General features: G+C 59.8%; 12 protein-coding genes. 10 read left to right on the plus strand and 2 right to left on the minus strand.

The window, feature by feature from the left end; translation table 11 throughout:
- Nucleotides 1-131 precede the first annotated feature (131 nt).
- Nucleotides 132-1,727 carry a hypothetical protein gene (locus KF708C_RS06125; RefSeq protein ID WP_059411125.1) on the minus strand — a complete coding sequence of 532 codons (1,596 nt, stop codon included), beginning with the start codon at nt 1,725-1,727 and terminating at the stop codon, nt 132-134.
- Between the two features lie 274 nt (nt 1,728-2,001).
- Nucleotides 2,002-2,322, minus strand: coding sequence for a hypothetical protein (locus KF708C_RS37010; RefSeq protein ID WP_059411128.1), 321 nt, complete (start codon nt 2,320-2,322; stop codon nt 2,002-2,004).
- A 248-nt stretch (nt 2,323-2,570) separates the two neighbouring features.
- On the opposite strand from KF708C_RS37010, the gene rfbB reads away from it, so the two are divergent.
- From rfbB to KF708C_RS06180, 10 genes are all read left to right on the plus strand, one after another.
- Entirely contained in the window at nt 2,571-3,635 is a 1,065-nt protein-coding gene (gene rfbB / locus KF708C_RS06135; protein WP_059411132.1) for a dTDP-glucose 4,6-dehydratase, read from the plus strand.
- Complete coding sequence (rfbD, locus tag KF708C_RS06140; RefSeq protein WP_059411134.1) at nt 3,625-4,542, plus strand: dTDP-4-dehydrorhamnose reductase; 918 nt, start codon at nt 3,625-3,627, stop codon at nt 4,540-4,542. Before rfbB ends, rfbD begins: the two co-directional genes overlap by 11 nt.
- A gap of 11 nt (nt 4,543-4,553) precedes the next feature.
- The gene (gene rfbA, locus KF708C_RS06145; protein WP_059411135.1) at nt 4,554-5,432 is read left to right on the plus strand and encodes a glucose-1-phosphate thymidylyltransferase RfbA; all 879 of its coding nucleotides are present in this window, start codon (nt 4,554-4,556) and stop codon (nt 5,430-5,432) included.
- Complete coding sequence (gene rfbC / locus KF708C_RS06150) at nt 5,429-5,983, plus strand: dTDP-4-dehydrorhamnose 3,5-epimerase (RefSeq protein WP_082079449.1); 555 nt, start codon at nt 5,429-5,431, stop codon at nt 5,981-5,983. Before rfbA ends, rfbC begins: the two co-directional genes overlap by 4 nt.
- 82 nt (nt 5,984-6,065) lie before the next feature.
- The gene (gene tviB / locus KF708C_RS06155; RefSeq protein WP_059411137.1) at nt 6,066-7,343 is read left to right on the plus strand and encodes a Vi polysaccharide biosynthesis UDP-N-acetylglucosamine C-6 dehydrogenase TviB; all 1,278 of its coding nucleotides are present in this window, start codon (nt 6,066-6,068) and stop codon (nt 7,341-7,343) included.
- Between the two features lie 24 nt (nt 7,344-7,367).
- Nucleotides 7,368-8,447 carry an NAD-dependent epimerase/dehydratase family protein gene (locus tag KF708C_RS06160; protein WP_059411139.1) on the plus strand — a complete coding sequence of 360 codons (1,080 nt, stop codon included), beginning with the start codon at nt 7,368-7,370 and terminating at the stop codon, nt 8,445-8,447.
- A 154-nt stretch (nt 8,448-8,601) separates the two neighbouring features.
- A complete protein-coding gene (locus KF708C_RS06165; RefSeq protein WP_059411141.1) occupies nt 8,602-9,867 on the plus strand; it encodes a flippase in 1,266 nt (421 codons plus the stop codon).
- Entirely contained in the window at nt 9,860-10,852 is a 993-nt protein-coding gene (locus KF708C_RS06170) for an EpsG family protein (RefSeq protein ID WP_059411142.1), read from the plus strand. Before KF708C_RS06165 ends, KF708C_RS06170 begins: the two co-directional genes overlap by 8 nt.
- Nucleotides 10,852-11,796 (plus strand): glycosyltransferase family 2 protein, encoded by a 945-nt coding sequence (locus KF708C_RS06175; protein WP_059411144.1) that lies wholly within the window; start codon nt 10,852-10,854, stop codon nt 11,794-11,796. Before KF708C_RS06170 ends, KF708C_RS06175 begins: the two co-directional genes overlap by 1 nt.
- Nucleotides 11,793-12,854 (plus strand): glycosyltransferase family 4 protein, encoded by a 1,062-nt coding sequence (locus KF708C_RS06180; RefSeq protein WP_059411147.1) that lies wholly within the window; start codon nt 11,793-11,795, stop codon nt 12,852-12,854. The genes KF708C_RS06175 and KF708C_RS06180 overlap by 4 nt, the downstream gene beginning before the upstream one ends.
- Nucleotides 12,855-12,856: the final 2 nt, after the last annotated feature.

A 12,856-nucleotide genomic window follows, 5' to 3' on the forward strand; every position in this document is an offset into this window, starting at 1 on the left:
CTGTCATGAGTGGCCGCATGGTCATTTCCCAATCGGCCGCTGTGTAAATGGCCGGAGCCTTGACCGTCTGTTTCCGCAGTGCGGCTCCGGCTATTCGCACAGCGGCGGGGAGCAGAATTGCCGTTGTTTTCTTACGGCTTGATGCGAGGGGAAATCCCGGCATCCTTTCGCTTGTAGATCCGATAAGCCTGTTCTTGCGTGTACCCCGACACGGGCTCGAAATTCTCCACGATGTACTGATAGGTCAGTGGGTGCGTGTTCCGAAAGCGGAGTTCCTCGCGATCGTCCAGGGCGGCGTCTATGACCAACGCAAATCCAGGGTTGGCCGCTTTGATTCGTTCGATTTCGGCGAGTTCGAATTGCCTTGTGCGCGGGAACAACGCATAGATTTCCCACGGCGGGGATTTTCGATTCAGCGCCGAATAGGCGCCCGGCCAGAATGGCATGACCAGAATCTCTTGGTGGTTTGGTGCGTAAGCATCGGCCAATTTGTTAAGCATCGCCAGGTCACTGGCCGTGCGAGGATCGACGGCAATCCTGTTGCCGCCAAGTTCGATAGGCTGGCATTGCAGCATGGCATAGCATTGCCAGCCGGCATGTACCGGGAGCATGGCGACGAGACTGGCGCTGCATAGCACTGCGGCCAGCGGCACGCTGACCAACGCGGACCTGTGCGTGGCGATCGCAAGGACGCCGATCAGGAGCGGAAAGATGCCTTGGGCCAGATGCACGGCGTCGGCGCGCGAAAATGCGTAGTGCGCATAAGGCAGGGCCAGCAGGCTGCAGGTCACCAATACGGGCGACACCGCCTTGCCGCGGGCACGCTGGATGAATGACCAAGTCAGTCCGAGGATGCCGAAGGCGACGATGGCAATAAACAAGATGCCCAGAAGCACCGCGGCCGCCGCATCCCACGGCGGGAGCACGTCGATCTTGACCAGCCAGGGCCAGGGCACCGGCAGTGAAATATTGGTTTCCTTCTGTTCCAGCAGGAGGAAGACAATGCTTTGCCGGAGTGCCGCGGCGAATCCGGGCACGACGGCCGCCATCGCAAGAATGGGGAGAAAACCCGTGCAGATGCCCGCGCCCCATGCGACTGCGCAGCGAATGGGGTGTTGCCCCTTCTCGCCCCGAATGGCAAGAAACAGCATGGCGCCAAGGCTCGCCGCCACGCCATACACGCCGTGATTCCTGCCGAATATGGCGGCCAGGCCGATCACCGTCCCCAGCACGAAATACTGTCGGTAAGACGGCTTGTCAATCAATAGCGTGATGCCGAAGGCGATCGCAATCGAAGAAACAATGTCGAATGTCTTGAACCACGGATACATCCATACCGAAAGCAGAACCGCTGCCGGCAGCAGCAGCAAGTGTCCCGGCTTTTCCGTACGGAAAAAAACCAGCTTCAGCGCGATGAACAAGCCAATGGCCTGAAACAACGCCGAGGCGGCGCGCAATGCCAGAAGGCTCTCGTTTCCGGTCAGCGCCATGATGGCCGCAGACCAGTAGTATCGGCCTGGGTCGTAGGACATGAAGTCGCGGATCGGCACCTCGCCGGCCAATACGCGCTGTACGCCATACCAGAGGAAGCCCTCGTCCGCGAGGTTGTATCCCTTGTCCGCTTGCAGGAGATAAATCAACAGGGTGGTGCAAACAGACCAGAGCAATATCCGGGTGTTGCTTCTCGATTGTCTTTGCGACAGTGACGACAGGGCTAGCAAACTCATTCCAATGAATCCCGCATAATAATCTTGCGATGTCGAAAGATAAAACCAAAATCCGAGGCGATGACTATCGTGATCGCTTGTCAGGGATCGGATTGCCCGGCAGCTAGCGTGTCCCGGGCACCTGGCAAAACCGGCCGAGCCGAATTCTTCAGCCAGCTCACGTGGCGCCTGTTGCCGTCGGATTGTACGGCGGTGGATCGGCCTGGGCGTCCCGATTGCCGGTTCGGCCGTCTTGTGTGCCACCTGGTGCTGCCTGGTGCCGCCGATGCAAAGGCTATCCCAGCGGATTGCAGCACTGCGGGCAAATGACCTGGATCACCGCGCGGCCGTCAGTGGCCCTCCCCCCCGTGCAGCCCGTATCCAGCGTCATGAGATTGGGTCGCGTGACAAGGTCCGGCGTGGGCCAGTGACCGCTGACCACTGCGACGTCTGCCGTGCGGCGGACGGGCACATCGGACCAGCGCAGCAGGCCATCGCCGGCAAAACGCGGGCTGGCGCCGGCGGGCAACCGGTCGAGCAGCCGGTCGAGCAGCCGGTCGAGCGAACCGGCGCGGCCCTGGATATCACCGATGGCGTAAAGTTGATTATGGGTCACATTAATGCTTTCTGCTTGTCAGATATGGCAGTAAACTGCGGACTGTGCCAGTTTCCGCGATCTGCCGAAACCGTTACAACAGGCTACAAAAAGACTCGAGCAGGGGAGCGGGCCCCGTCTCGGGTCGGATAGAATACCGCCACTTCTGCAAGTACTTAAGAGCCTGCCGTCTTCCCCACATGGACCAACGCGGGCGCTCGGCATTTGTCGGGTATTCGAAACATATCGATAGGCAGGGAGTATAGAATTTGTCTCACATTCTTGTTACGGGCGGTGCAGGTTTCATTGGCGGCAACTTTGTTCTCAACTGGCTCGCCAATGCCAGTGCCGACGGTGTAGTCAACGTCGACAAGCTGACGTATGCGGGCAACCGCAAGACGCTTGCATCGCTCGAAGGCGATCGCCGTCATGTGTTCTCGCAAACCGATATTTGCGACCGTGCCGCCCTGGACGAATTGCTGACGACGTACAAGCCGCGCGCCGTGGTCCATTTCGCCGCGGAGAGCCATGTCGATCGCTCGATCCACGGCCCGGGCGAGTTTATCCAGACCAATATCGTCGGCACCTTCACTTTGCTGGAAGCCGTGCGCGCCTACTGGAGCAGTCTTGACGACGCAGACCGTGCCGCGTTCCGGTTTCTCCATGTTTCCACGGACGAGGTTTTCGGTTCGCTAGGCGCCACCGATCCGCAGTTCGCCGAAACCACGCCATACGCGCCCAACAGCCCGTATTCCGCATCCAAGGCCGCTTCGGACCACCTCGTCCGCGCATATCACCACACCTACGGCCTGCCGGTGCTGACCACCAACTGCTCCAACAACTACGGCCCGTACCATTTCCCCGAAAAGCTGATTCCGCTGATGATCGCCAATGCGCTCGGCGGCAAGCCGCTGCCGGTCTATGGCGATGGCCTGAATGTTCGCGATTGGTTGTATGTTGGCGATCATTGCGCTGCCATTCGCGAAGTGCTGGCGCGCGGCACGGTCGGCGAGACCTACAACGTCGGCGGGTGGAATGAAATGACCAACCTCGACGTGGTGCACACGCTGTGCGACCTGCTCGACGAACTGAGTCCCAGGGCAGCCGGCTCGTACCGCGAGCAGATCACCTTCGTGAAAGATCGCCCGGGACACGATCGGCGTTACGCCATCGATGCCCGCAAGCTTGAACGCGAACTCGGCTGGAAGCCGGCCGAGACGTTCGAGACGGGGCTGCGCAAGACCGTGCAGTGGTATCTGGACAACCAGGCCTGGGTCCAGGACGTGATGTCCGGTGAATATCGCAACTGGGTGGCGAAGCAATATGCAGCATGAGCTGCCCCGCATTCCGACGCTTCTTGTAACAGGAAGCAACGGCCAGGTCGGTTTTGAACTGCGTCGTAGCCTGGCGCCGCTCGGCCGCGTGATTGCGGTCGATCGCCGGCAGTGCGACCTGACGCGCCCGGAGATCCTGCGGCAATTAGTGCGAGAACTGCGTCCCGACGTGATCGTGAACCCGGCTGCCTACACGTTGGTGGACAAGGCGGAAACAGACGCCGAGACGGCGTTTGCGGTCAACGGTGCCGCGCCCGGCGTGCTGGCTGAAGAGGCCCGGGCGCTCGGTAGCCTGCTGGTTCATTATTCGACCGACTATGTATTCGATGGCCGCAAGACAGGCGCCTATGTCGAGACCGATGCCGTCAACCCGCAGTCGGTCTATGGCAAGAGCAAGCTGGCAGGCGAACAGGCCGTCGCATCCACGGGGGCAGCGGCGCTGATTCTGCGCACGTGCTGGGTGGCCGGCGCTCACGGCGGCAATTTCGCCAAGACCATGCTGCGTCTGGCGCGGGAGCGCGACAGCCTGCGCGTGATCGCCGACCAGTTCGGCGCGCCCACGACGGCGGCGCTGATTGCCGATGTCACCGCCCAGATCGTGGCGCGTCACTGGCTGCACGGCCGGCCCGAGGCATTTCCTGGCGGGGTCTACCATCTGGCGGCCGGTGGCGAGACGACCTGGCACGGATATGCCGCGAGGGTTCTGGCCCGCGCCGCCGGGCGCGGCGTGGAACTGAAGGCGGATCCGGCGCGCATCGAGCCGATTCCTGCAACCGCATATCCGCTGCCCGCGCCGCGGCCGGCCAATTCGCGCCTGGATACCCGCAAACTGCGCGACACCTTCGATATCCATCTTCCGGACTGGCAGCAGGGCGTCGATCTCCTGCTGGATCAGATCCTTTCCTGAGTATTCGCACCATGCGCAAAGGCATTATCCTGGCTGGCGGCTCCGGCACACGGCTTTATCCGATCACTCGCTCGGTGTCCAAGCAATTGCTGCCGGTGTACGACAAGCCGATGATCTACTATCCGCTGTCCACGCTGATGCTGGCGGGGATCCGGGACATCCTCGTCATCTCCACGCCGGAAGACACGCCGCGCTTTGCCGAGATGCTCGGCGACGGCAGCAACTGGGGCATCAATCTGCAGTATGCCGTCCAGCCGTCGCCGGATGGTCTGGCGCAGGCCTTCATCATCGGCCGCGACTTCATCGGCAATGATCCGTCGACGCTGATCCTGGGCGACAACATCTTTCACGGACACGACCTGGTGCGCCAGCTCGAAAGCTCGGCCGCACAGCGGCAGGGTGCCACGGTGTTCGCGTATCACGTGCACGACCCGGAACGGTACGGCGTGGTGGAATTCGACGAGGGTTTCCGCGCGCTGTCGCTGGAGGAAAAACCCGTGAAGCCGCGTTCGCACTATGCGGTGACCGGCTTGTATTTCTACGACAACCAGGTGTGCGACATCGCGGCCGATATCAAGCCGTCGGCCCGCGGCGAACTGGAGATCACCGACGTCAACAAGCGCTATCTGGAGATGAAGCAGCTTGAGGTCGAAATCATGGGGCGTGGCTATGCCTGGCTAGACACAGGCACGCATGATTCCCTGCTGGAAGCGGCCAGCTTCATCGCCACGCTTCAGAACCGGCAGGGGCTGATGGTGGCTTGCCCGGAAGAAATCGCCTACCGAAGCAAGTGGATCACTGCCGATCAGGTCGAGCGGCTGGCCAAGCCGTTGCTGAAAAATGGCTATGGCAAGTATCTCCAGCACATTATTTCGGAATCCATCAAATGAGCCTGAATGTCATTCGTACCGCCATTCCGGACGTGATGATCATCGAACCAAAGGTGTTCGGCGATGCGCGCGGTTTTTTCTTTGAGAGCTTCAACGAGAAAGCGTTTGCCGAGGCTACTGGCGTGGACGCCCGCTTTGTCCAGGACAACCACAGCCGCAGCGGCAAGGGCGTGCTGCGAGGGCTGCACTACCAGATCCGGCAACCTCAGGGCAAACTGGTGCGCGTGGTCCGCGGCCGTGTGTTCGACGTGGCAGTGGATATTCGCCAGGGGTCCGTGACTTTCGGCAAATGGTCGGGTGTGGAACTGAGCGAAGATAACCACCGGCAGTTCTGGGTGCCGCCCGGATTCGCGCACGGTTTCGTCGTGCTTTCGGAATCTGCGGATTTCCTTTACAAGACGACCGATTACTACGCACCCCAGTTCGAGCGCACGATTGCCTGGAACGACCCTGAGATCGGTATCGAATGGCCGGAAATGGAGGTGTCTCCGTTGCTGTCGGCCAAGGACCAGGCGGGTGCAAGCCTTTCCACGGCCGAGCTGTTCGAATGACCTGGCTCGCGCGCGTGTCCTGGCGGCCGCGCGTCTTGTGGTCCCGGGCCCGCTAACCTAATACGTTCCTCTTTTTCCGCGCATGAATTTGAATCAAGCAAAAATCGCAGTCATTGGTCTGGGCTATGTAGGATTGCCGCTGGCGGTGGAATTCGGAAAGCAGCGCCCGGTGGTGGGTTTTGACATCAACCCGGCCCGGATCGCTGAATTGCAGTCCGGAGCGGATGCCACGCTGGAGGTCAGTCCCAGCGAACTGACCGAAGCGCGCCATCTGCGCTACAGCAGCAATCCCGACGATCTGCGCGATTGCGAAGTATTTATCGTGACGGTCCCGACGCCGGTGGACAAGGCCAATCGCCCTGACGTGACGCCGTTGGTGAAGGCCAGCGAGACGGTCGGCCGGGTCATGCCGCAAGGGGCCGTCGTGATCTATGAGTCAACGGTCTATCCCGGTGCCACGGAAGAGGTGTGCGTGCCGGTACTGGAGAAATTCAGCGGCAAGACGTTCAACACCGACTTCTTCTGCGGCTACAGCCCTGAGCGCATCAATCCGGGCGACAAGGAACACCGGCTGCCTACGATCAGGAAGGTGACGAGCGGCAGCACGCACGAAGTGGCCGAGGCCGTGGACGAGCTGTACGCGCAAATCATTTCCGCCGGCACGCACAAGGCCAGCAGCATCAAGGTCGCCGAGGCGGCCAAGGTCATCGAGAACACCCAGCGCGATGTCAACATCGCCTTGATGAACGAGCTGAGCCTGATTTTTCACCGGCTCGACATCGATACCCTGGAAGTGCTGCAAGCCGCGGGCACGAAATGGAATTTCCTGCCTTTCCGGCCGGGGCTGGTCGGCGGTCATTGCATCGGGGTCGATCCCTACTACCTGACCCACAAGGCGCAGGAGGTGGGTTATCACCCCGAGGTGATTCTGGCCGGACGCAGAATCAACGACAACATGGCGCAGCATGTGGCCGACGAGACCGTCAAGCTGATGCTGCGCAAGGGTCTCAATGTCCTGGGCAGCAAGATCCTCGTGCTGGGCCTCACCTTCAAGGAAAACTGCCCGGACGTCCGCAATACCAAGGTCGTGGACATCATCCGGTCGCTGCGCGCCTACAACGCGCACGTCGATATATTCGATCCGTGGATCAACGTGGCGGACGCCGAGCATGAGTACGGGTTGCAATGCCTGACGCAGTTGCCGGCACCGGGCGAATACGCCGCGATCGTACTGGCAGTGGGGCATCAGCAGTTCGTCGCAATGGGCGAGGCTGGCATCAAGGCGCTGGGACAGCCCGGCGCGGTATTGTTCGACGTCAAGGGTATCCTGCCGCTTGGCTCGGCTGACGGCCGTCTGTAATACGAGCGAAACAGGAAAAGCGATATGACCGAACATTCCGCTCAGCCGAGTGCTTATGCGCAACTGAAGCATCGCCTTGCCGGTGAGCCTCGCACGTGGCTGGTGACCGGGGTTGCCGGATTCATCGGCAGCAATCTGCTGGAAACCCTGCTGCGGCTCAACCAGCGGGTCGTGGGTCTCGACAATTTTGCGACCGGCCACCAGGCGAATCTGGACGAGGTCCATACGCTGGTAACGCCGGAGCAGTGGGCGAACTTCCACTTTGTCAAAGGCGACATCCGCAAGCTGGACGACTGCCGTCGGGCGTTTGTATTCCCGGGCGCGTCGGGCGACGTGGGGGTCGATCACGTACTGCACCAGGCTGCGTTGGGTTCTGTTCCGCGCAGTCTGCAAGATCCGATTGCGACCAACGAGACGAACATCAGCGGTTTCCTGAACATGCTGGTGGCGGCCCGCGATGCAAAGGTCGGAAGCTTTACCTACGCCGCAAGCAGCAGTACTTATGGCGATCACCCCGGCCTGCCGAAGATCGAGGATCGTATCGGCAAGCCGCTGAGCCCGTATGCGGTGACCAAGTATGTCAACGAGCTCTACGCCGACGTCTTTGCGCGCTGCTATGGCTTCAGGACCATCGGCCTGCGGTACTTCAACGTGTTCGGGCCCCGGCAGGATCCGGAAGGCGCCTATGCGGCGGTGATACCAAAGTGGACTGCCGCGTTGCTCGGCGGCGAGGCCGTGTACATCAATGGCGATGGTGATACCAGCCGTGATTTCTGCTACATAGCAAATGCCGTTCAGGCAAACCTGCTCGCCGCCACGACAGAGGACCCGGATGCGACGAACCAGGTCTACAACGTCGCCGTGGGCGACCGCACAACCCTGAACGATCTGTTTGCGGCCCTGCGCGTGAACCTGACCGACCATGGTGTTCCGGCAACCGTGCAGCCCATCTATCGGGACTTTCGGGCTGGCGATGTGCGCCACAGCCAGGCCGACGTTGGCAAGGCTGTTCAATTGCTGGGCTACGCGCCGACCCATCGCATCGGTGAAGGGTTGCAGGAGGCCATGGGCTGGTATGTCGAATACCAGCGAAAGCAGAAGTGAGTTGACGGCTGCTTCGGGAACTCGACATGCCATATCAGGACTAGAAGCGGGAGTGTCCGTGATCGGGCGCATCCCTTCTTGCCATGCGGCACATGATGCACAGCTCTCACAATTTGCGCAGCAAAGCCTCGGCTTTCTGCCCATCAAATAAATAATGCGTGCATCACACATTTCTTGGAATTTACTGGGTCTAGGTTTGCCGCTGCTGATCGCCGCGGCTACCGTCCCCCACCTGCTGGGCGCCCTGGGGAGCCAGCGGTTCGGGTTGCTCGCCTTGGCGTGGGGTCTGATTGGCTATGCCGGGGCGCTTGACCTGGGTATTGGCAGGGCGACTACGCAGCGCGTGGCAGCGTTGCGCGATGGACATAACGAACGCGAGATTCCTGATGTCCTGGCGACTGCAACCAGGCTGACCCTGATTACGGGCGGCATCGGCATGCTGCTGATCGTGCTCGCCGGCCTGCTGGGCGCGGGCCGCCTGGTGCATGCCAACGAGGTTCCCCAGCAAGAGATTCAATGGGCGATTTTCATGCTCGGTTTGGCGCTGCCGATGCAGGCCGTCAGCGCGACCTATCGTGGCGTCAACGAGGCTTATCTCAGCTTCAAGAACATCAGCGTGTTACGGGTGCTGCTGGGGGCGGCAAATTTCGGCGTACCCTATTTGATCGCTTTGCGTTCCAATCGCGTGGACTTTCTGATCGCGAGTCTGGTGATCTCGCGCGCGCTGGCGCTCTGGTTTTATCGGAAATTTGCGTTGCGATGCCTTGCGTCGCTTGACGTACGTGGGCATTACTCGGCCGCAGTGGCGCGGCAACTGTTCCATTTCGGTGGATGGTTCACCGTGAGCAGTATTCTGAGCCCGCTGCTGGTACAGGCGGACAGGTTCTTCATTGCTGCTCTTATTGGCGCGTCGGCGGTTACGATCTACGTGATTCCTTACGAGGTGACGGTACAGACGCTTATACTGTCCGGTGCAGTGACGACGGTGGCGTTTCCGATGATAAGTCGACTTCTCATCACCGATCAAGACGGTGCCATGCGTCTTTTCAGGCGCTGGCTGTATCGGGTCGTGGCCGCGATGGTGGGAGGCATGACTTTGCTGGCAATCATCCTGCCGGAGTTGCTGGCGCTATGGCTCGGCCAGCCTGCCGATGCAAATTCGGTGCTGGTCGGACGGATTCTGTGCTTGGGGGTGGTTGCGAACTCCATCGGAGCGATGTATTTTGCGCTGCTTCATGCGAAAGGAAAAACGCGTATGACGGCCATGCTTCATCTTGTTGAAGTACCGCTATATGTATGTGCACTGGTCGGCTTGATCAAGGGCTTTGGCATCCCGGGTGCGGCCGTTGCCTGGTCCTTGCGAATGATTTTCGATGCCTTTTGCCTGAAGGTCATGGTAAGGCAGGTGAAATGTGAATGAGGAAATTCTCGAGTGGTCCAAGGTGGCCGTCTGCATCGCCTTTCTTGCCGCGTTGGCGGTAATTCTTGGCTTGGTTGCGGGCAATCAGTACCTGGGTGTGAGCCGGGACTACCAGAACTATCTGGAATTTTTCGAGCTGGTTCGCAGTGGCGACGGGCTTCTCGATATAGAGACGAGGTTTGAGTTCGGCTTCGCAGCGCTTGTCTATTGGCTGGTCAGGCTAGGGCTCGGCAATGTGGCGATTTATGGGGTTATCTGTGCTATTTGCGTGATGATAAAAGGATTTGCGATAAGAATGTCCGAGCTGAGCATCGGCCTGATCGCAATTCTTTTATTTTTTTACCTCAGTCGATACTTCATTCTTTTTGAGATGACCGTGTTGCGGGCGTCGGTGGCGTTCGCGATAATTTTCTTTGTGTTCTGGAGAAAACGGGATTTCGATTTTCATCTTGATGAATTTGTCTTGCTGTTGATCGCTGTTGGTTTCCACTATTCCGCTGTCGTAGTGTTGGCTGTATATTTCCTGGGGCGATTGAAGCCTTCGGGTGTGATATTGCTTGTGTTGCTGATATTTCTGTTCGGAGTGTTGGCGAAGGATCTTCTCTTTGTAGAGTTCCAGGCAATTTTCCCCGTGCTTTCCTCGTACCAGGAGCTGGACGCGCGGGCGACCACGTTGCCCATTCCTTTCATGCTGGATATCGTACTTGTCGTGGTCGCGGTATACCTGTGGGATGAGAGCGACGTGGCGATGAAATATTCGGTGATCGGATTGCTGCTGAGCATTGCGATTCATTTTTCCATGCTCGAGCTTCCGATTATCGCGGCACGATTCAGGGAGCTGCTCTCTGTTTTCGTCTTGATTTATATAGCACGGGCGAGCCTCTCCGCATCGCCATGGATGAGGGGCATGGCCATCGGCTTCGCATTGCTGAGTGGCGTGCTGAATTTTTATGCGATGACCGTGTACGATCCATTGCTACTGTGATGAATGTAATTGATATTGTTATTGTCAACTGGTCTTCCGGCACGCAATTGCTGGATGCCATGCTTAGCCTGAAGCGCTTTGGCGCCAGCTATGTTGCTTCCGTCACGATCGTTGACAATGCCTCGGTGGATAATTCACTCGAGTTGGTCGCGGAGAGGACCGACTGGGGCTTCCCCGTGCATCTGGTCAGGAACACGGAAAATCTGGGGTTCGGTGCTGCCTGCAATCAAGGTGTCGCATTGGGAGATGGCGAATTCGTTCTCTTCTTGAATCCGGATACCAGGCTGTTCGAGAACTCGCTCGCCCTGCCTCTGGAGTTCATGATGCGCGAGGAGAATGCGCAGGTCTCCGTTACCGGTATCCAGTTGATCGACGAGACCGGGGAAATATCGAGAGCTTGCGCGCGTTTCCCCACGCTGGGCATGTTCGGGGCGGCGGCGCTGGGTCTTGACCGGCTGCCGTGGCTGCGCCACTACCGGCACCACATGAGCGACTGGAACCATGAATCCACGCGGGACGTCGATCATGTCATCGGCGCCTTCTATCTGATCCGCCGCAAGGTCTTCGAATCGCTGCACGGTTTCGACGAGCGCTTTTTCGTGTATCTCGAGGACCTCGACTTGTCGCTCCGGGTGATCCAATCGGGGGGGCGCATCGTCTATCTCGCCAGCGCGCAGGCATTTCACGCTGGCGGAGGCACGTCGCGCCAGATCAAGGCGACGCGCCTGTTTTATTCGCTTCGCAGTCGGTTGCTGTATGGATTCAAGCACTTCTCTCCGCTGGCGGCGTGGGCTCTGGTGGGCGTCACCATGATCCTGGAGCCCATTTCCCGGGTCGCTTTTTCCGCAGCGCGTGGCGGTATGCAGGACGTGAAAAATACACTGCAAGGCTACGGCATGCTGGTCCGGTCGCTACCGGCGGTACTGAGGGCATCCAGGAAATGAAAGTTCTCTTGCTTACCCGCTATGGCCGGATGGGGGCTTCGTCCCGGCTGCGCATGCTGCAGTTCCTGCCGTGGTTGAAGGAGGCCGGTCTCGAAAGCAACGCCCAGGCGCTTCTTGACGATGAGATGTTGCAGAAAAAGTATCGTTCCGGCGGATATAACCGGCGGGCGATGATGGCGGCCTATGGCGCCCGGATGCGTTCGCTGGGTCGCCGCCGGGAATCCGATCTGGTGTGGATCGAGAAGGAGGCCTTGCCGTGGTTTCCCGCATCGGTAGAGCATGCCTTGCTCCGGGGCGTGCCCTACGTGCTGGATTATGACGACGCCTTGTTTCACAACTATGACTTGCACCGTTCCATGTTGGTGCGGCGATTGATGGGGCGGCGTATAGATCGGCTCATGGCCGGCGCCCGCCTGGTCGTTGCCGGAAATGAATATCTTGCCAAGCGGGCGCGGGAGGCCGGCGCCCGGTGGGTCGAGATCGTACCAACTGTCATTGACCTCGACCGTTACCGGGTCGGAGACCGGCCGTCGCCGGCAGGCGTAACCCGTATCGTATGGATCGGTTCTCCGTCGACCGCGGCCTACCTGGAGGCTCTGGAGGAGCCTTTGAGGCGGCTGGCTGCTCGCCACCAGTTCAAGCTGCGCGTCATCGGTGCGGACGTGTCGATGCATGGCGTCGACGTGGAGTGCCTGCCCTGGAGCGAGGGCAGCGAGGTGGCGGCGATTGCCGAATGTCATGTCGGCATCATGCCGCTGAAGGACTCTCCGTGGGAGCGCGGCAAATGTGGCTACAAGCTCATCCAGTACATGGCATGCGGTCTGCCAGTCGTGGCGTCGCCGGTCGGCGTGAATGTACAGATCGTGCGCGATGGCGAGAATGGATTTCTGGCCGACGGGCCGCAGGCATGGGAGACCCGATTGGGCCAGCTTCTGGAAAATGAGTCGCTTCGCGAGTCCATGGGACGGGCGGGGCGTTGCCGCGTCGAGCAGGAGTATTGCGTCCAGCAGGTAGCTCCTCGTCTCACGCGACTGTTGTTGCAGGCGGGAGCACGTTGACC

The sequence above is a fragment of the Cupriavidus basilensis genome (assembly GCF_000876015.1).
Taxonomy (GTDB): domain Bacteria; phylum Pseudomonadota; class Gammaproteobacteria; order Burkholderiales; family Burkholderiaceae; genus Cupriavidus; species Cupriavidus basilensis_B.